Raw genomic sequence first — 18,665 nt, forward strand, 5'->3', positions numbered from 1 at the left:
GGCCAACCCATAGGAGATATCAATGGAATTCATCGATTCGATTAAGGCACGTATTCCCGACTACGCGAAGGACATTCGCCTGAACCTCGACGGCACGATCTCGCGCTCGTCGCTCGAAGGCACGGACGCGGTCGGCGTCGCGCTGGCAGCGGCGATCGCGGCGAAGAGCAGCGTGCTCGTGAAGACGATCCGCGAGGCCGGCGTGCTGTCGCCCGAAGAGACGAACGCCGTGCTGACGGCGGCCGCGCTGATGGGGATGAACAACACCTGGTATCCGTATGTCGAGATGGCCGACGACGCCGACCTGAAGACGCAGCGCGCCGAGCTGCGGATGGGCGCGTATGCGACGCACGGCGGCGTCGACAAGCGCAAGTTCGAGATGTACGCGCTCGCCGCGTCGATCGTCGGCAAGTGCCACTTCTGCGTGAAGTCGCACTATGCGCTGCTGAAGAACGAGCAAGGGATGACCGTCACGCAACTGCGCGACGTCGGCCGCATCGCGTCGGTGATCAACGCCGCCGCGCAGGTGATCGCCGCCGAAGGCGAGTGAATCGCCGCATGAGCGGTTGCGCCGCGCGACCGCCGCTGCAAACGAAAATGCCACGCTAAAGCGTGGCATTTTTCATTTCCGCACCACGGCGCGCGGAGCGAACCGCGCACCGCGACGGCCGGGCGTCAGCCGCCCTGCTTCACGAGCAACGCGGCGGCCTGCGCCTCGATCCCGTCGCCGCGGCCGAGATAGCCGAGCTTCTCGTTGGTCTTCGCCTTCACGTTCACGCGATCGAGCGGCAGCCCGAGATCGGCCGCGATGTTCGCGCGCATGCCGTCGATGTGCGGCGCGAGCTTCGGCGCCTGCGCGATCACGGTGCTGTCGACGTTCTGGATCGTGAAGCCGGCCGCCTTGACCCGTGCGGCGCACTCGCGCAGCAGCACGCGACTGTCCGCGCCCTTGAACGCCGCGTCCGTGTCGGAGAAATGACGGCCGATGTCGCCGAGTGCGGCCGCGCCGAACAGCGCGTCGGTAATCGCGTGCAGCAGCACGTCCGCGTCCGAGTGGCCGAGCAGGCCGCGCTCGTACGGAATCGTCACGCCGCCGATGATGAGGGAGCGCCCCGGGACGAGCTGGTGCACGTCGTAGCCTTGTCCGATTCTGAAATCCATGCGTGTTCCGATTGAGATGGGGTAAAAGTCAGGAAGCGTTCGCGGGGCGCGCGAGGATCGCTTCCGCGAGCGCGAAGTCTTCCGGGTACGTGACCTTGAAATTGCGCAGGCTGCCCTGCACGACGCGCGGCGTATGGCCGGCCCATTCGATCGCGCTCGCTTCGTCGGTCAGGTCGTGCCCTTCGCGCTGCGCGCGCAGGATCGCCTCGCGCAGCATGCCGATGCGGAACATCTGCGGCGTCTGCGCCTGCCACAGCGCGTCGCGCGACTCGGTGCGCGCGATCGCGTCGCCGCCGGCCGGCACGCGCTTGAGCGTATCGGCCACCGGTAGCGCGACGATGCCGCCGACCGGATCGTCCTTCAGCGTCGCGACGAGCGTGCGGATCAGCTCCGGCGTGATGCCCGGGCGCGCGGCGTCGTGCACGAGCACCCAGTCGTGATCGGTCGCGCCGAATTCGCCCAGCTCGAGCAGCCCGTTCAGCACCGACGCCTGCCGCGAGCCGCCGCCGCAGCGGCGCACCGCGAAGCGCAGGCCCGCGAAGCGGCGCGCGTCGAAATGGGAGTCGTCGGGCGCGAGGACGACGAGCGTCTGCGCGAATTCGCTGCACGCGTCGAACGCGGCGAGCGTGTAATGCAGGAGCGCGCGGCCGGCCACCGTGCGGTATTGCTTCGGCACGGCCGAACCGGAACGGCTGCCCGTGCCGGCACAGGGAATCAGGGCGAAAAGTCGGGGAGTCACGAAAGGAAAACGCCGGAAAGATGAAATCGAGAAGCGGATTTTATAATAGGTCTTTCGTCTCGACCGGCGCACCGCGCTGCGCCCGTGCACGCCACCCCTGCCGTCCCTATGCCAGATAACGCTTCCACCCCGTCCGCCTCGCCCGTAGCGCGCGTCAAACCCGGCCAGCGCTTTGCCTTCGACGGCGCGCATGGCTCCGCCGACGCGCTCGCCATCGCCCGTTATCTCGCCGACAACCGCCCGGACGTGCCGCTCCTCGCCGTAATCTGCGCGAACGCGGTCGACGCCCAGCGGCTTTCGCAGGAAATCCCCTATTTCTCGCCCGACGCACGCGTGCGCCTGCTGCCTGACTGGGAAACGCTGCCGTACGACACGTTCTCGCCGCACCAGGACCTCGTGTCGGAGCGTCTCGCGACGCTGCACGACCTCGGCGAGGGCCGCTGCGACATCCTGCTGGTGCCCGCCACCACCGCGCTGTACCGGATGCCGCCCGCGTCGTTCATGGCCGCGTACACGTTCGCGTTCGCGCAGGGCGAGCGGCTCGACGAGGCGAAGCTGAAGGCGCAGCTCACGCTGGCCGGCTACGAGCACGTGAGCCAGGTCGTGCGGCCCGGCGAATACTGCGTACGCGGCTCGCTGATCGACCTGTATCCGATGGGTTCGCCGCTGCCGTACCGGATCGACCTGTTCGACGACCAGGTCGACTCGATCCGCGCGTTCGATCCCGACACGCAGCGCAGCCTCTACCCGGTGCGCGACGTGCGGCTGCTGCCCGGCCGCGAGTTTCCGTTCGACGAAGCCGCGCGCACGGCCTTCCGCAGCCGCTGGCGCGAGACCTTCGAAGGCGACCCGAGCCGCGCGCCGATCTACAAGGACATCGGCAACGGCGTGCCGTCGGCCGGCATCGAGTATTACCTGCCGCTCTTCTTCGACGAGACGGCCACGCTGTTCCACTACCTGCCGCAGGACGCGCACCTCGTGTTCGCCGGCGATCTCGAAGCGTCGATCCGCCGCTTCACGGCCGACACGAAGCAGCGCCACGCGTTCCTGTCGCACGATCGCGAGCGGCCGATCCTCGAGCCGCAGCGCCTGTTCCTGTCCGACGAGGATTTCTTCACGTTCGCGAAGCCGTTCGCGCGCGTCGTGCTGCCCGCGCAACCGGCCGGTGGTTGGGCGACGGGGCTGCCCGAGCTCACCGTCGACCGCCATGCGGACGATCCGCTCGCGTCGCTGCGCACGTTCGTCGAATCGTCGGGCAAGCGCGTACTGCTGACCGTCGAGTCGGCCGGCCGCCGCGAAACGATCCTGCAGCTGCTCGCCGAGCATCACCTGCGCCCCGTATCGAACGATCACTTCGCGGGCTGGCTCGCGAGCGACGAACGTTTCGCGCTCGGCGTCGCGCCGCTGTCGAGCGGTTTCTCGGTGCCGGGCGAAGGCTACGCGATCGTCACCGAAACCGAGCTGTACGGCGCGCTCGGCCGCCGCGCGGGCCGCCGCCGGCAGGAACAGGCCAGCAACGTCGACGCGATGGTGCGCGACCTGTCGGAGCTGAAGGTCGGCGACCCGGTCGTCCACGCGCAGCACGGCATCGGCCGCTACATGGGCCTCGTGTCGATGGATCTCGGCGAAGGCGACACCGAATTCCTGCATCTCGAATACTCGGGCGAGAGCAAGCTCTACGTGCCCGTCGCACAATTGCACGTGATCTCGCGCTACAGCGGCGCCGATCCCGACAGCGCACCGCTGCACGCGCTCGGTTCCGGCCAGTGGGAGCGCGCGAAGCGCAAGGCCGCGCAGCAGATCCGCGATACGGCCGCCGAGCTGCTGAACCTGTACGCGCGCCGCGCGGCCCGCGAAGGCCATGCGTTCGCGCTCGACCCGCGCGACTACGTGAAATTCGCGGAAAGCTTCGGCTTCGAGGAAACGCCCGACCAGGCCGCGGCGATCGCCGCCGTGATCGGCGACATGACGAGCGGCAAGCCGATGGATCGCCTCGTGTGCGGCGACGTCGGCTTCGGCAAGACCGAGGTCGCGCTGCGCGCCGCGTTCATCGCGGTGATGGGCGGCAAGCAGGTCGCGCTGCTGTCGCCCACGACGCTGCTCGCCGAGCAGCACACGCAGACCTTCGTCGACCGCTTCGCGGACTGGCCCGTGCGGATCGTCGAGCTGTCGCGCTTCAAGACCACGAAGGAAGTGAACACGGCGATCGCGCAGATCAACGAAGGCACCGTCGACATCGTGATCGGCACGCACAAGCTGCTGTCGTCGGACGTGCAGTTCAAGCGCCTCGGCCTCGTGATCATCGACGAGGAACACCGTTTCGGCGTGCGCCAGAAGGAAGCGCTGAAGGCGCTGCGCGCGGAAGTCGACGTGCTGACGCTCACCGCGACGCCGATTCCGCGCACGCTCGGGATGGCGCTCGAAGGGCTGCGCGATTTCTCGGTGATCGCGACCGCGCCGCAGAAGCGGCTCGCGATCAAGACCTTCGTGCGCCGCGAGGAGGAAAGCGTGATCCGCGAGGCGATGCTGCGCGAGCTCAAGCGCGGCGGCCAGGTGTATTTCCTGCACAACGAGGTCGAGACGATCGAGAACCGCAAGGCGATGCTCGAGGCGCTCGTGCCCGAAGCGCGCATCGTGATCGCGCACGGCCAGATGCACGAGCGCGAGCTCGAACGCGTGATGCGCGATTTCGTCGCGCAGCGCGCGAACGTGCTGCTGTGCACGACCATCATCGAGACCGGCATCGACGTGCCGAGCGCGAACACGATCATCATGCAACGCTCGGACAAGTTCGGCCTCGCGCAGCTCCACCAGCTGCGCGGCCGCGTTGGCCGCTCGCATCACCAGGCCTACGCGTACCTGCTGGTCCACGATCCGCAGGCGCTGACCAAGCAGGCGCAGCGCCGGCTCGAGGCGATTCAGCAGATGGAGGAACTCGGTTCGGGCTTCTATCTCGCGATGCACGACCTCGAGATCCGCGGCACCGGCGAAGTGCTCGGCGACAAGCAGTCGGGCGAGATCCACGAGATCGGCTTCCAGCTCTATACGGACATGCTGAACGACGCGGTGAAGGCGCTGAAGAACGGTAAGGAGCCCGACCTCACCGCGCCGCTCGCCGCGACGACGGAAATCAACCTGCATGCGCCCGCGATCCTGCCGGCCGACTACTGCGCGGACGTGCAGGAACGGCTGTCGCTGTACAAGCGCCTCGCGAACTGCGAGCACGGCGACTCGATCGACGGCATCCAGGAGGAACTGATCGACCGTTTCGGCAAGCTGCCGCCGCAGGCGCACGCGCTGGTCGAGACGCACCGGCTGCGCATCGCCGCGAAGCCGCTCGGCATCGTGAAGATCGACGCGAGCGAAGTCGCGATCGGGCTGCAGTTCGAGCCGAACCCGCCGATCGATCCGATGCGGATCATCGAGATGGTGCAGAAGCACCGGCACATCAAGCTCGCGGGCCAGGACAAGCTGCGCATCGAGACGCGCTCGCCCGATCTCGCGATCCGCGTGTCGACGATCAAGGAAACGCTGCGCGCGCTCGGCCCGAAGCAGGGTGCGGCGGCCGCGGCACGCTGACGGCCGCGGCGATGCTGCACCGCACCGCGCCCGGCGCGGGCGGCCCGGCGCGTTTTTGAGTATGATTTTCCCATTCATCAGACGGAGTTTTGCCATGTCCACTCTCGACGCGACCGCGCCGTCCGCCGCACCCCAAGGCGACGCATCGCTCGTTTGCCTGCCCTGGGTCAAGCAACTGGTATCGATGGACACGACGAGCCGCGTGCCGAATCTCGGTCTGATCGAAACGGTGCGCGACGCGCTCGCCGCGAAGGGCATCGCGTCAACGATCACGCACGATCCGCGCGAGGGCTGGGCCAACCTGTTCGCAACCGTGCCCGCGCACGACGGCTCGACGAACGGCGGCATCGTGCTGTCAGGCCACACCGACGTCGTGCCGGTCGACGGCCAGCAATGGGACAGCAACCCGTTCGCGCCGGAGATCCGCGACGGCCGCCTGTACGGCCGCGGCACCTGCGACATGAAGGGCTTCATCGGCACGGCGCTGGCACTGTTGCCCGAGATGCAGGCGACCAAACTCGCGCAGCCGATCCATTTCGCGCTGTCCTACGACGAGGAAATCGGCTGTGCGGGCGCACCGCTGATGATCGCCGACCTCGTCAAGCGCGGCGTGCAACCGTCCGGCTGCATCGTCGGCGAGCCGACCAGCATGCGGCCGATCATCGCGCACAAGGGCATCAACGCGTACCGCTGCTGCGTGCGCGGCCACGCGGCGCACTCGTCGCTGACGCCGAAGGGGCTGAACGCGATCGAGTACGCGGCGCGCCTCATCTGCCACATCCGCGACCTCGCCGAGCGCTTCCGCGCCGAAGGCCCGTTCGACGAGCTGTACGACGTGCCGTTCACGACCGCGCAGACGAGCACGATCCAGGGCGGCAACGCGATCAACACGGTGCCGGCCGAATGCCGGTTCGACTTCGAGTTCCGCAACCTGCCGACGCTCGATCCCGAGCAGATCTTCACGCGCATCGAAGCGTATGCGCACGAAACGCTGCTGCCGCAGATGCGCCGCGAGCATCCGAATGCCGCGATCGAGTTCTCGAAGATCGCCGCGGCGCCCGGCCTCGACGCGACCGAACAGGCCGCGATCACGCAGCTGGTGCGCGCGCTGACGGCCGACCAGGACAAGCGCAAGGTCGCGTACGGCACCGAGGCCGGCCTGTTCGCACGCGCGGGCATCCCGAGCGTCGTCTGCGGGCCCGGCAACATCGAGCAGGCGCACAAGCCGAACGAGTATGTCGAGCTCGCGCAGCTCGCCGGCTGCGAGCAGTTCCTGCGCAAGTTCATCCGCAGCATGTCGGTCGACGCGCACTGACTGCCTCCCGCCACGCCGGCCCGCGTGTGCGGGCTGGCCCACTCCGCCACCCGCCACGCCATGTCGACTGAACAACAGCGCAATGCCCATACGACGATCGACGGCGAGCCGATTCCGACGCTCGACGAAATCGCCGCGCAGCATTTTGCGTTGTCGCCCTGGGTCGCGCGCACGCCCGTGTTCGAACGCGCCGACCTGCCGTCCCTCGAGGGTACGCACGTCAACTTCAAGTTCGAACTGCTGCAGGTGAGCGGCAGCTTCAAGGCACGCGGCGCATTCACGCACCTGCTCGCGCTCGACGAGGCGCGCAAGGACGCCGGCGTCACCTGCGTGTCGGCCGGCAATCACGCGGCGGCCGTCGCGTATGCGGCGATGCGGCTCGGCAGCAGCGCGAAGGTCGTGATGTTCCATACCGCGAACTCGACGCGCATCGCGCAGTGCAAGCAGTACCGCGCGGAAGTCGTGCTCGCGGGCAGCGCGTCGCAGGCGTTCGATCTCGTGCGACGGATCGAGGCCGAGGAAGGCCGCTTCTTCATTCATCCGTTCAACGGCTATCACACGATACTCGGCACCGCGACGCTCGGTTACGAATGGGCGACGCAGACCCCCGACCTCGACGCGGTGATCGTGCCGATCGGCGGCGGCGGGCTCGCGGCCGGCATGGCGACCGCGCTGCGGCTCGCGAATCCGCGCGTGCACGTGTACGGCGTCGAGCCGGAAGGCGCCGACGCGATGAGCCGCAGCTTCGCGGCGAATCACACGATCAAGATGAGCGCGATGCAGACCATTGCCGATTCGCTGATGGCGCCGCATACCGAGGAATACAGCTACCAGCTGTGCCGACGCCACATCGACCGCATCGTCACCGTGTCCGACGACGCGCTGCGCGACGCGATGCTGTTCCTGTTCTCGCACCTGAAACTGTCGGTCGAACCGGCCTGCGCGGCCGCGCTCGCCGCGCTGCTCGGCCCGCTGCGCGAGACGCTGCAGGGCAAGCGCGTCGGCGTGCTGCTGTCGGGCACGAATACCGACCCGGGCACGCTCGGCATGCATCTCGCGCACGCGAAACTGCGGCACTGACCCCGCGCGGGCACACGTGGACCAACCTAGGGTTATCCCCAGATTATGTTGACAGCCCTGTTGATAACCCGCCGGACAAACACGCAAGTGGTTGAGCGCGCAGCGTTTTGCGCGCGCGAAGGTCGATCGACGCGAAATGGGCAGATTGGGCAGATGCGGCCGCTGCAAGCACGGGCTGCGACGTGGCGGCACCGCGTGCTGCCGCTGGTCGGCGCCGTGGCGATCGCGCTGCTCGCCGGCTGCGCGGCACCGCCCTCGCCCGTCGTCGGCGCGCAGCCGGCCTGCACGCAGTCGGGCGAGAACCGCATGCTGCAGGCCGACCTGCTGTTCGGGCGCGACATCGCGGGGCGCGGCCCCGTGACCGATGCGGAACGCACGGCGTTCCTCGCCGATACGGTCACGCCGCGTTTCCCCGACGGCCTCACCTACTGGGACACGCACGGCCAGTGGCGCGACCGCGCAAGCGGCGGGATCACGCGCGAAGACAGCTTCGTGATCCGTATCATCGCCGACGATACGCCCGACACACGCGCGCGGCTCGCCGCGATCCGGCAAGCGTATGTGGCGCGATTCCGGCAGGAGTCGGTCGGCATGACGGTCGTGCCGGCCTGCGCGTCGTTCTGATTCTTCTGGTTTCCCCAAGCCACGATCGGTAAAGATCGGTCGGCCATCGTCTACAGACGGACCGTGACGGTTCGCAACATTCAAGGATGGAGCGGCATTGGCTGCGACGTGTGCGTCGACCTGGTTCGGTTTTCGTCGTGCCGTAGCACACGCCAGCAATCGTCAAAAACCAATCAAGAGACCGCACGGATGGCGCGCTGATCTGCCCGTCACATCCAGATCCCGCAGGCGGTCATCCGGACCGACCGGACTCGGATTCGCGTCGTTGGCACCGCAGAAAATCGCCACTGTCGCTTCCGGAGCGGGTACGCAGCGTTGATCACGATGAGAATGCGATTCATTATCACCAAAGCCGTTTGCCATTCGAGGCAAGCGGCATCTCCGTCAATTTAGTCAAGGAGTCCTGAATCATGTTCACATTGAGCGAGCAGCAAACAGCGCAAGTTTCGGGGGCGGGACTTGCCGGAACCGTTGCCGGCGGCGTAGCTGGAACCGTGGCGGGACAGTATCTGGGGGCAGAAATCGGTGCAGGATTTGGAGCCGCGGCAGGATCCGTCGTTCCGGGAGTCGGTACGCTGGGCGGAGCAATAGTCGGTGGCGCGATCGGCATGTTGTACGGTCCAATTGTCGGTGGGCTTACCGGTGCCTACGTACTCGATCGCATTCAGGAACATGGCTGGTCGTATTTCTTCCCTCGCGGCGTCTCGTTCGAGCAGCTCTGGGAGGCGACCAGCAGTCTGTAGTTGAAGGACGCATACCAATCGCTAAAAAATTCCAGCGCGGTTCCGCTGCAATCATTCAACTCCTTTCTGTCTGAATGCCATGTTGATCCCGGTCAGGCGCTTCCTCGAAACGGCCATTGTTCGATTGTTCGCTGCACAACTTGCGATCATCGCTGCATTTGCGCTGCTCGCTCAAGATCGAACTGCCGAATACCTCGTGCTTTGTGCGAGCTGTTTTGCCGGCACGTTCATTGTCGGGCGCCTGACCCGTTTCCGTGGACGGCACGGTTACGACAGCCTGCCCTACTATCCGCGCTGGCTTTCGTTGCAGAGCGTAATCGTCAATCTCGGTCTATCACTTGTTGCCCTGGCCACCGGTCCGGATGGCCGGATATGTGCCGTCACACTTCCTGCCACGCTCGGCCTCGTTTGCAGCGACTACCTGTACTTGCGACATCACGACAATTTGAAGCGCTAGTCGCGCCGACCGACGTGAGCGTTTGCGATACGGGCCAGCGCCCCGATGCACGGAGAACGCGTATCGATGCGCCTGTTGCGGTCTGGCTGCTGACGAATTTGGCCATGAGCAAAAAAAACGGGCGCCCGAAGGCGCCCGTCGCATGCCGGAACAGCGGCGTACCGCTTACTTGTTCTCGAACATGTCCATGATCTGCTGCTTCTCCTGCGCCGTGACGGGCGGCGGCGCGAGCCCTGCCGCGCCGGCCGAGCCGAGCGCGTCGTTCGCGCTGATCGCGTTCTCGGCCGGGTTGATGTCGACGTTCGCGACAAAGCCGTTGCCCGGCGTGCGATCGGCGTAGTACAGCTCGCCGTCGAGCGAGGTCAGGCCGTCCGGCATCGGCATCTGCTGCTCGGGCACGCCGTTCAGCGCGGTGCGCATGTAGTTCACCCAGATCGGCAACGCGAGCTGCGCGCCGAATTCGCGGCTGCCGAGGCTCTTCGGCTGGTCGAAGCCCATCCACGCGACCGCGACGAGCGACTGCTGGTAGCCGGCGAACCAGCCGTCCTTCGCGTCGTTCGTCGTACCCGTCTTGCCTTGCAGGTCGCTGCGGCCCAGTGCATTGGTACCCGCGCCCGTGCCGGCCGTCGCGACCGAATGCAGCAGGCTGTTCATCACGTACGCGTTGCGGCCTTCGATCGTGCGCGGCGCCGTGCTGCCCGCGATCACCGGCTGCGACTTCTGCAGTGCCTGGCCGCGCGCGTCGTCGACTTCGGCGATCAGGTACGGGTCGACCTTGTAGCCGCCGTTCGCGAACACCGCATAACCGGTCGCGAGCTGCAGCGGCGTCACGAGGCCCGCGCCGAGCGCCATCGGCAGGTAAGGCGGCGTCTTCGCGGGATCGAAGCCGAAGCGCTGCGTCACGTACTGCTGCGCATACTGCGTACCGATCGACGCGAGGATCCGGATCGACACGAGGTTCTTCGAACGCTGCAGGCCCGTGCGCATCGTCATCGGACCATCAGGCTGGTCGTCGTCCTTCGGCTCCCACGCGGTGCCGCCCGGCACGCTCGGCGGGAAGTACAGCGGCGCGTCGTTGATCATCGTCGCCGGCCCCATGCCCTTGTCGAGCGAGGCCGAGTAGATGAACGGCTTGAACGACGAGCCCGGCTGCCGCCATGCCTGCGTCACGTGGTTGAACTTGCTCTTGTTGAAGTCGAAGCCGCCGACGAGCGAGCGGATCGCGCCGTCCTGCGGCGCGATCGCGACGAGCGCGCCTTCGACCTGCGGCAACTGCACGACCTGCCAGCCCGTCTTGCCGTCCTTCAGCACGCGCACGATCGAGCCCGGCTTGATGCGCAGCGCGTTGTTCGCGCGGGCTCCAAGCGCGGCCGACACGAAGCGCAGCCCGGCCGGGCCGATCGTCGTCGTCGCGCCGCCGACGAACTGCACCTCGACCGCGTTCGGCGAGGCCGACAGCACGACCGCCGACTGCAGGTCGCCGTTGTCCGGGTGATCGGCGAGCGCGTCGTCGATCGCCTCGTCGCGGTCGTCGCCGGCCGCGGGAAGGTTGATCGACGCTTCCGGGCCGCGATAACCGTGGCGGCGCTCGTAGTCGAGAATGCCGCGACGCACGGCCTGGTATGCGGCCTCCTGGTCGGCCGAGTTGATCGTCGTCGTGACGGTCAGCCCGCGCGTATAGGTTTCGTCCTTGTACTGCTGGTACATCATCTGCCGCACCATCTCGGCGACGTATTCACCGTGCACCGCGTACTGGTTGCCCGGTGTGCGCACGTGGATCTCTTCCTTCACGGCTTCGTCGTACTGCGGCTGCGTGATGTAGCCGACCTCGAGCATGCGCTTCAGGATGTATTCCTGGCGCACCTTCGCGCGCTTCGGATTGACGACCGGGTTATACGCGGACGGCGCCTTCGGCAGCCCCGCGAGCATCGCCGCTTCCGCGAGCGTGATGTCCTTCAGGTCCTTGCCGAAATACACGCGCGCGGCGGCCGCGAAACCGTACGAACGCTGGCCGAGATAGATCTGGTTCATGTACAGCTCGAGAATCTGGTCCTTCGTCAGGGCCTTCTCGATCTTGTACGCGAGCAGCATTTCGTAGATCTTGCGCGTGTAGGTCTTCTCGCTCGACAGGAAGAAGTTACGCGCGACCTGCATCGTGATCGTGCTCGCGCCCTGGCGCGCGCCGCCGTGCATCAGGTCGGCGACACCCGCCCGCAGGATGCCGACGAAGTCGACGCCGCCGTGCTCGTAGAAGCGGTAGTCCTCGATCGCGAGCACGGCCTTCTTCATCACGTCCGGAATGTCCTGGAAGCGCACGAGGCTGCGGCGCTCCTCGCCGAACTCGCCGATCAGCACGTGATCGGCCGTGAACACGCGCAGCGGCACCTTCGGCTGGTAGTTGGTCAGCGCATCGAGCGACGGCAGCTGCGGCGCCATCACGACCAGCGCGTAACCGACGATCAGCGCGCCGACGATCGCCAGCGTCACGAACAGGCCGGCGAACCACAGCGCGACGCGCGAGCCGAACGAGCGACGGCCCCCGCCGCCGCCGCTGCGCTGTGCGCGGCGGTCGTCGTTGCGAGGGTCGCGTTCGTCGTCATCGGGGTAATAGGCTCCGGACGGCGAACGGCGCAGCGTGTAGTGGGGTTCGTTCCTGTCGGAAGAAGAAGGCGGTCGTTTGATAATTGGCATGTCGGAATGGCGGGCGTACGTGGCGCCCTCGGACGCATGCGGAAATGCAAGCGAATGAATCAGAGTGGGTGCATCGAGATGCGGCTGTCACGTCGACAGACCCCGCCGCGCGGCGATCCGTTCCCGCGACGTGACAGCGCATTTTAATGAAATCGACCGGGCCCCTTCGCGATTTTTTGTAAAAATTCCCGCAATGCCGTGATTTCCGGAACGTATTGTCATCCTCCTCGGCCTATCATGGACACGCAATGCGGGGTCCGCGGCCGATTTTCTTTCAATCGCGAAAGGTTCGACATCCTGATGCCCATGCCGCTTGAACTCGCGCGTTTAAGCCGTATTTAAGTGAACCGGTGGTGTAATATCCGCCGGCTCACGCGGGTCGCAAACGGCTCGCGACGGGCATTGCCGCGGTGACGCGGCGCCTTTTAATCACGGAGGATTTCATGTCGCTTTTCGACTCTGTTTCGCGCACGATCAAAGGCCTGCTGAACGATGCGGCCGATTCGGTACAGGATCCGTCGCGCGACGCACGGCAGATCGTGCGGGAGCTCGACGACAGCATCGGCCGTGCCGAGAATTCGCTGATCGAGATCGAGGCACAGGTCGCGACCCAGCGCAGCAAGCGCGACGCGGCCGACGACAAGGTGAAGAAGTACGAGGACGGCGCGAAACGCGCGCTGCAGGGCGGCGACGAAGCACTCGCACGCGAGGCACTCGCCGCGCAGTCGAACGCGGAAGCGGAGCGCGACGCGCTCGCGGCCGAGCTGACGACGCTCGAACCGTCGGTCGACAAGCTGAAGGGGCAGATCGCCGACATGCGCCAGCGCCGCAACGACCTGAACGCGCGCTCGAACATCCTGCAGGCCAAGCAGGAAATCGCACAGGCGAAGGATGTCGCGGCAAGCGCCTTGGGCGGCATCGGCGGCAAGAACCTGTCCGAGGATTTCCAGAAGCTCGAGGACAAGGTCGCACTGCAGAACGCACGCTCGGACGCGCGCCTCAATTCGGCCGACACGTCGAGCGGCAAGGCGCTCGACGACAAGCTCGCTGCGCTGAACAAGGGCCCGTCGGTCGAGGATCGCCTCGCCGCGCTGAAGAAGCAGCTCGACACGCCCGCGCAGTAACGGCCACCGCGCCGCGGCCCGCCCCGGGCGCGCGGCGCGAACCGATCGTCAGGAGACGGGCGTCCGCGCCCGGTTCGACCATGAAGAAATCTCTCGCCGCACTCGGCCTCTCGCTGATGTTGCTGTCGTCCGCCGCGTTCGCGGTACCGTCGCTGCAGCAGATCGAGCAGTCGATGGCACAGCACAACTGGCAACAAGCCGACACGCAGCTGTCGCAAGTCATCGACGCCCATCCGAACAACGCGCACGCGCGCTATCTGTATGCGCAGGTGCTGGACCGCGAAGGCCGCGCGTCCGATGCGCTCACGCAACTGCAGCGCGCGAAGTCGCTCGACCCGCAACTGCGCTTCACCGACGCGTCGCACTTCGCGCAGACCGAGTCGCGCATCCGTGCCGATGCCGCGCGCGTGAGCGGCAACGCGCCATCGGCCACGCAGGCCGGCACGCTGCAACCGTCGCTCGCACCCGCCGCGCCCGCCGAAAAACACGGCCCGTCGACCGGCATGTGGATCGGCCTCGGGCTGATCGTCGCGGTGATCGCGCTGGTGCTGCGCTGGACGTTGCGCCGCGCGCGCACGGCCGACGACGGCCGCGCCGACGACGAACGCCGCACGCAGCTCAAGCGTGCGACCGACGTGCTGAACGACATCCGTCCGCTGAAACTCGATGCGAAGCTGTCGACGGCGCCCGGCGCCGCAGCGCTCACGGGCGAACTCGACGCGCTCGAGGCCGATGCACGCACGCTCGTCGAGGCGCTGTCGAACGGCAAGAATCCGGTGCCGCCGTATCGCGTCGATGAACTCGAACAGCGCCATGCAAGCGTGAAGGCGCGTGTCGAAGGCCGCCCCGACCCGGCCGCGCAACCTGCGGCGCCGGTAAACGGCAGCGGCTCCGTGTACGCGCAGGAAGCCGATCGCATGACGGGCGCGCAGGGCCAGCCGTATCCGCCGCAGCCTTACCCGCAACAGCAGCCGCCCGTCGTCATCCAGCAAGGCGGCGGCGGTTTCGGCGGCGGGATGGGCGGGCTGCTGACCGGCGTGCTGCTCGGCGAGGCGATGTCGGGCGGCCGCGAACGCGTGGTCGAGCGCGACGTGATCGTCGACGGCGAGCGCCGCCGGCAGGATGCCGATCCGGGCTTCGACCTCGGCCGCGGCGACGCGTCGAACTGGAGCGACGGCGGCAGCGGCAACGTCGATCTCGGCAGCAACGACGACGGCTGGACCGACGACAACACCTGACCCTGCGCAGCGCGTCGACGCACGACGCGACGCGCTGCAACGCACGCCCCGCTCCCCTGCATGGCCGGCCGCGCCGACGCGCGGATTTGTCAATCATTTCAAGATGGACTACCGGCAATGGGGAGCGTTCGCTATCATGCGGCCATCGGCGTGCCACCGACCCTCATTCGACGCAATGCATCCCTGCGCGTCGCGGCACGCCTCCCTTCGCCCCAACAAGGAGAAAGCCGCTCATGAGCATCATCAAGGAATTCAAGGAGTTCGCCGTCAAGGGCAACGTGATGGATCTCGCCGTCGGCGTGATCATCGGCGGCGCGTTCTCGAAGATCGTCGACTCGATCGTGAAAGATCTCATCATGCCGGTCATCGGCGTGCTGACCGGCGGCCTGGATTTCTCGAACAAGTTCGTTCTGCTCGGCACCATCCCCCCGACGTTCAAGGGTAATCCCGATTCGTTCAAGGACCTGCAGGCCGCCGGTGTCGCCGCGTTCGGTTACGGCTCGTTCATCACGGTCGCGATCAATTTCGTCATCCTCGCGTTCATCATTTTCCTGATGGTGAAATTCATCAACAAGCTGCGCAAGCCGGACGAAGCCGCGCCGGCCGCGACGCCGGAAGACACCGTGCTGCTGCGCGAGATCCGCGATTCGCTCAAGCAGCGCTGAGCGCCAAGCGCCCCGCCCGCCAGGCCCGCCTCGTGCGGGCCTTTTTATTGCGCGCGCCGTGCACCGCCGCATGCGGCCTATCTCACTTTTTTGTGACGCGCGAATGCACGCGCGGGGAAAGCAGGTCTATGATGGAGACTAAACGACAGTACGGGCGCCAAGACGCTGGCTGTGTCGATCATGGCGAGCAGGTCGACGGGAGACATTGATCGTCGTACTGCACGAATGCAGCATTTTCGTGTGCTATAAAGGATCGACATGCGGCGTACATAGCCGGGAGTGGGTCGCATGAAAGTGCCGCATTTCTTGCAATTGTTTTTGAGGCGAGTGTTTATGTCCTTCCCGAAAAAACGTCGGCGTGCCCAACAGGATGGCCAGGAGTCATTCCTCGCGGTTTTGCGCCACTCGAAACCGTTTGCCCAGCTCGACACCAAGATTGCCCGCGCCCGTGCGCAGGACGAACCCGTCCTGTACGCGCATGTGCTGCCCGGTCTCGACGTGCTCCTGTGCAGCGTGCGCGGCGCACAGCCGCCCTATCCGGCCATTGCCGAACTGCGCAAGCGCTGCATCGAATCGATCGCCAACGCGCTCGAGCAGCCGCTGGACGGCCTCGAAAACGGCGGATACTGGTACGAAGCGAACGGTTTCGGTTTCCTGGTATTCGCGAGCCGGGCGCGCGCGCGCATCCTGCCCGAGTTTGGTGCAGGCACGAAAGCGAGCCTGCGCGGCGGGCTCGGTCGCCAGAACGCCGGCGACACGACGCCACGCTCCCTCGGCTGATCCGCCAGCCATTCGATGGGCCGCCTCCGGGTGGCCCATCTGCCGTTTACTCACCTCGCTTGCGCGTCACCCCGCCTGCTGACGCCCGTTGCCGGGCCGCACGATGTCGATGAACGCGGCGAAATCGGCACCGGCGAGCCCCTGCGCGGCGCCGAGCCGCAGCACCTGCTGCACGGTGGCCGATACCGGCATCACCGCGCCCGTGTCGCGCGCGGCGTCGGCGATCGCATCGACATCTTTCTGGAACGTGCTGAGCGCGCCGATCGGCGCGTGGCCGCCCGACGTCATGCGCGGCACGAACGTCTGCAGCAGCACCGAATCGGCCCAGCCGCCGGCCAGCGCCTCGGCCAGGCGCGCGGCGTCGATGCCGTTCGCCTGCGCAAGACCGACGGCCTCGGCGATCGCGGTCACCGTCGCGGTGACGATCGCCTGGTTGCACAGCTTCGCCGTCTGGCCCGCGCCCGCGTCGCCCAGGTGCGTGATGCGCGACGCATACGTGCCGATCAGCGGCCGCACCGCGTCGAGATCGGCCGCGCGGCCGCCGGCCATCACCGCGAGCGTGCCGGCCTGTGCGCCCGGCACGCCGCCCGATACGGGCGCATCGACCCAGCCCGTGCCGAGCGCGGCCGCGCGCGCCGCGTAGTCGCGGGTTGCGGCGGGCGGAATGCTCGAGTGATCGACGATGCGTTGCAGGCGCCGCGCAGCGGCGTCGCCGGAGAGCAGCCCGTGCTCGCCGAACACGACGTCGCCGACCGCGCGGCCGTCGAGCACGCATACGAATACCGTGTCGACGCGTTCCGCCAGTTCGCGCGGCGTGCCGACCACCTGCGCGCCGTCCTTCACGAGCGCCTCGGCCTTGTCGCGCGAGCGATTCCACACGCTGACCCGATGCCCGGCCGCCAGCAAATGCCGAATCATCGGCGCGCCCATCAATCCCGGTCCGCAAAATCCGACTTCCACGATATTCCTCGTCTCCGATATGGGTTGCACTTGCCGCCCATCATACCTATCACTCAAGAAGCCGGGCACGCGCGGCGCAGCTTCGGGACCGCGACCTGCACCGACGATATATGTCGATATCCCAGGGAGCGCATCATGAGCGACCACGTGTACAAGATGATCGAGCTGACCGGTTCGTCGCGGCAATCGAGCGACGATGCCATCCGCAATGCGATCTCGAAAGCCGGCAAGACGCTGCACAACCTGCACTGGTTCCAGGTGACCGAAACGCGCGGCCACATCGAAGGCGACCAGGTCGTTCATTGGCAGGTCACGCTGAAGGTCGGCATGCGCATCGACGACTGACCCGCACGCTGCATCACGCGCCGCGATCCGGATCCGCGCAACGCGCATCCGGACGGCACCGCGCGCTCCGCACCCTGCATTCCACCCCGTTCAGGCCCCTTGTCGCGGCCTGAACGGCGGGTACCTGCGGGTATCCATCTCTTGACGCTGGCCCAGCTTCATATTAAAAACGATATATCCCCCCTGCCCCTCGATCAGCCCAGACATATAAAACGGAGATATCATGAGTCAGCAACGCGAGGCGATCGACACGTACCTCTTGCGCGTCTTGCACACCTTGTTGATGGAGCGCAGCGTCACGCGCGCGGCCGTCAAACTGAACCAGTCGCAACCGGCGATCAGTGCCGCACTGCGGCGCCTGCGCGACATCACCGGCGACCCGCTGCTCGTACGCGGCAAGTCCGGCATGGTGCCGACCGAATACGGGCTGCGCCTGCTCGAGCCCGTGCAGAACGCACTGCGTGAAATCGAGCGCATCAAGTTCCAGCAGCACAACTTCGACCCGGCCACGTCGATCCGCTGCTACCGGATCGGCTGCCCCGACTACCTGAACGTGCTGTTCGTGCCGACCGTCGTGGAACGCTTCCGCCAGGCCGCGCCGAACGCGACGCTCGAGTTCCACTCGCTCGGCCCCGCATTCGACTACGAGCTCGCACTGGAGGACGGCAAGCTCGACATCGTCGTCGGCAACTGGCCCGAACCGCCCGAGCAGCTGCACCTGTCGAACCTGTTCGTCGACGAAATCGTCTGCCTGATGAGCAACACGCACCCGTTCGCGAAGCGCGGCGGGCTCACGCTCGACCAGTACCTGAACGCGCCGCATCTCGCACCGACGCCGTACTCGGTCGGCCAGCGCGGCGCGATCGACGTGCATCTCGCGCGTGAACGGCTCAAGCGCCACGTGGTCGTCACGCTGCCGTACTTCAACCTTGCGCCGTACGTGCTCGTGAAGTCGGACCTGATCTTCACGACGACGCGCCTGTTCGCCGATCACTACGCGAAGTTCCTGCCGCTGTCGGTCGTGCCGGCGCCGCTCGACTTCCCGCCGATGCAGTACTACCAGCTGTGGCACGAGCGCTGCCACTACTCCGACGAAGTGCGCTGGCTGCGCAGCCTCGTCGCCGAAGCCACCCGTACGCTGATCGAGGCATAACGACACACGCC

The 18,665-nt window shown here is 66.7% G+C and carries 17 protein-coding genes; 13 read left to right on the top strand and 4 right to left on the bottom strand.

Annotated features, from left to right (window positions below):
* Positions 1–22: 22 nt before the first annotated feature.
* Positions 23–550, top strand: coding sequence for a carboxymuconolactone decarboxylase family protein (locus ACTRWB_RS21670; RefSeq protein ID WP_048248515.1), 528 nt, complete (start codon positions 23–25; stop codon positions 548–550).
* A 125-nt stretch (positions 551–675) separates the two neighbouring features.
* Here the strand turns inward: ACTRWB_RS21670 and ispF are convergent, their stop codons facing one another.
* Together ispF and ispD are read right to left on the bottom strand one after the other, a co-directional pair.
* A complete protein-coding gene (gene ispF, locus ACTRWB_RS21675; protein ID WP_446903179.1) occupies positions 676–1,161 on the bottom strand; it encodes a 2-C-methyl-D-erythritol 2,4-cyclodiphosphate synthase in 486 nt (161 codons plus the stop codon).
* 28 nt (positions 1,162–1,189) lie between these two features.
* Positions 1,190–1,900, bottom strand: coding sequence for a 2-C-methyl-D-erythritol 4-phosphate cytidylyltransferase (gene ispD, locus ACTRWB_RS21680; RefSeq protein ID WP_129512364.1), 711 nt, complete (start codon positions 1,898–1,900; stop codon positions 1,190–1,192).
* A 108-nt stretch (positions 1,901–2,008) separates the two neighbouring features.
* Here ispD and mfd point away from each other — a divergent pair, with 108 nt between their 5' ends.
* The 6 genes from mfd to ACTRWB_RS21710 all read left to right on the top strand — a co-directional run bounded on the left by mfd (position 2,009) and on the right by ACTRWB_RS21710 (position 9,698).
* Complete coding sequence (gene mfd, locus ACTRWB_RS21685) at positions 2,009–5,479, top strand: transcription-repair coupling factor (protein WP_446903180.1); 3,471 nt, start codon at positions 2,009–2,011, stop codon at positions 5,477–5,479.
* 94 nt (positions 5,480–5,573) lie between these two features.
* A complete protein-coding gene (gene argE, locus ACTRWB_RS21690) occupies positions 5,574–6,794 on the top strand; it encodes an acetylornithine deacetylase (protein WP_193098575.1) in 1,221 nt (406 codons plus the stop codon).
* A gap of 60 nt (positions 6,795–6,854) precedes the next feature.
* A complete protein-coding gene (locus tag ACTRWB_RS21695; RefSeq protein ID WP_129512367.1) occupies positions 6,855–7,874 on the top strand; it encodes a threonine/serine dehydratase in 1,020 nt (339 codons plus the stop codon).
* Positions 7,875–8,027: 153 nt separating this feature from the next.
* On the top strand, positions 8,028–8,498 hold the full coding sequence (locus ACTRWB_RS21700) for a DUF3574 domain-containing protein (protein WP_446903181.1): 471 nt from the start codon (positions 8,028–8,030) through the stop codon (positions 8,496–8,498).
* Positions 8,499–8,908: 410 nt separating this feature from the next.
* Positions 8,909–9,241 carry a hypothetical protein gene (locus ACTRWB_RS21705; protein WP_446903182.1) on the top strand — a complete coding sequence of 111 codons (333 nt, stop codon included), beginning with the start codon at positions 8,909–8,911 and terminating at the stop codon, positions 9,239–9,241.
* Between the two features lie 79 nt (positions 9,242–9,320).
* Positions 9,321–9,698: a hypothetical protein gene (locus tag ACTRWB_RS21710; protein ID WP_446903183.1), complete on the top strand. Its 378-nt coding sequence runs from the start codon at positions 9,321–9,323 to the stop codon at positions 9,696–9,698.
* Positions 9,699–9,863: 165 nt separating this feature from the next.
* On the opposite strand, the gene ACTRWB_RS21715 is transcribed toward ACTRWB_RS21710, so the two are convergent.
* Entirely contained in the window at positions 9,864–12,389 is a 2,526-nt protein-coding gene (locus ACTRWB_RS21715; protein ID WP_193098577.1) for a penicillin-binding protein 1A, read from the bottom strand.
* 443 nt (positions 12,390–12,832) lie between these two features.
* On the opposite strand from ACTRWB_RS21715, the gene ACTRWB_RS21720 reads away from it, so the two are divergent.
* From ACTRWB_RS21720 to ACTRWB_RS21735, 4 genes are all read left to right on the top strand, one after another.
* A complete protein-coding gene (locus ACTRWB_RS21720) occupies positions 12,833–13,513 on the top strand; it encodes a PspA/IM30 family protein (RefSeq protein WP_048248525.1) in 681 nt (226 codons plus the stop codon).
* 80 nt (positions 13,514–13,593) lie between these two features.
* On the top strand, positions 13,594–14,751 hold the full coding sequence (locus ACTRWB_RS21725) for a tetratricopeptide repeat protein (protein ID WP_446903184.1): 1,158 nt from the start codon (positions 13,594–13,596) through the stop codon (positions 14,749–14,751).
* Between the two features lie 233 nt (positions 14,752–14,984).
* On the top strand, positions 14,985–15,416 hold the full coding sequence (gene mscL, locus ACTRWB_RS21730; RefSeq protein WP_048248527.1) for a large conductance mechanosensitive channel protein MscL: 432 nt from the start codon (positions 14,985–14,987) through the stop codon (positions 15,414–15,416).
* Positions 15,417–15,749: 333 nt separating this feature from the next.
* Positions 15,750–16,196 (top strand): hypothetical protein, encoded by a 447-nt coding sequence (locus tag ACTRWB_RS21735; protein WP_027784713.1) that lies wholly within the window; start codon positions 15,750–15,752, stop codon positions 16,194–16,196.
* Positions 16,197–16,262: 66 nt separating this feature from the next.
* Here the strand turns inward: ACTRWB_RS21735 and ACTRWB_RS21740 are convergent, their stop codons facing one another.
* Complete coding sequence (locus tag ACTRWB_RS21740; protein ID WP_446903185.1) at positions 16,263–17,156, bottom strand: NAD(P)-dependent oxidoreductase; 894 nt, start codon at positions 17,154–17,156, stop codon at positions 16,263–16,265.
* Positions 17,157–17,291: 135 nt separating this feature from the next.
* On the opposite strand from ACTRWB_RS21740, the gene ACTRWB_RS21745 reads away from it, so the two are divergent.
* Positions 17,292–17,501 carry a dodecin gene (locus ACTRWB_RS21745; protein WP_006493215.1) on the top strand — a complete coding sequence of 70 codons (210 nt, stop codon included), beginning with the start codon at positions 17,292–17,294 and terminating at the stop codon, positions 17,499–17,501.
* A gap of 223 nt (positions 17,502–17,724) precedes the next feature.
* Entirely contained in the window at positions 17,725–18,654 is a 930-nt protein-coding gene (locus tag ACTRWB_RS21750) for a LysR substrate-binding domain-containing protein (protein ID WP_006762467.1), read from the top strand.
* Positions 18,655–18,665 lie beyond the last annotated feature (11 nt).

The sequence above is a fragment of the Burkholderia sp. YIM B11467 genome, from assembly GCF_052952715.1.

Coding starts and splice junctions, on each gene's coding strand:
- ACTRWB_RS21670 (WP_048248515.1), top strand. CDS start 23: ATGGAATTCATCGATTCGATTAAGGCACGTATTCCCGACTACGCGAAG.
- ispF (WP_446903179.1), bottom strand. CDS start 1,161: ATGGATTTCAGAATCGGACAAGGCTACGACGTGCACCAGCTCGTCCCG.
- mfd (WP_446903180.1), top strand. CDS start 2,009: ATGCCAGATAACGCTTCCACCCCGTCCGCCTCGCCCGTAGCGCGCGTC.
- argE (WP_193098575.1), top strand. CDS start 5,574: ATGTCCACTCTCGACGCGACCGCGCCGTCCGCCGCACCCCAAGGCGAC.
- ACTRWB_RS21695 (WP_129512367.1), top strand. CDS start 6,855: ATGTCGACTGAACAACAGCGCAATGCCCATACGACGATCGACGGCGAG.
- ACTRWB_RS21700 (WP_446903181.1), top strand. CDS start 8,028: ATGCGGCCGCTGCAAGCACGGGCTGCGACGTGGCGGCACCGCGTGCTG.
- ACTRWB_RS21705 (WP_446903182.1), top strand. CDS start 8,909: ATGTTCACATTGAGCGAGCAGCAAACAGCGCAAGTTTCGGGGGCGGGA.
- ACTRWB_RS21710 (WP_446903183.1), top strand. CDS start 9,321: ATGTTGATCCCGGTCAGGCGCTTCCTCGAAACGGCCATTGTTCGATTG.
- ACTRWB_RS21715 (WP_193098577.1), bottom strand. CDS start 12,389: ATGCCAATTATCAAACGACCGCCTTCTTCTTCCGACAGGAACGAACCC.
- ACTRWB_RS21720 (WP_048248525.1), top strand. CDS start 12,833: ATGTCGCTTTTCGACTCTGTTTCGCGCACGATCAAAGGCCTGCTGAAC.
- ACTRWB_RS21725 (WP_446903184.1), top strand. CDS start 13,594: ATGAAGAAATCTCTCGCCGCACTCGGCCTCTCGCTGATGTTGCTGTCG.
- mscL (WP_048248527.1), top strand. CDS start 14,985: ATGAGCATCATCAAGGAATTCAAGGAGTTCGCCGTCAAGGGCAACGTG.
- ACTRWB_RS21735 (WP_027784713.1), top strand. CDS start 15,750: ATGTCCTTCCCGAAAAAACGTCGGCGTGCCCAACAGGATGGCCAGGAG.
- ACTRWB_RS21745 (WP_006493215.1), top strand. CDS start 17,292: ATGAGCGACCACGTGTACAAGATGATCGAGCTGACCGGTTCGTCGCGG.
- ACTRWB_RS21750 (WP_006762467.1), top strand. CDS start 17,725: ATGAGTCAGCAACGCGAGGCGATCGACACGTACCTCTTGCGCGTCTTG.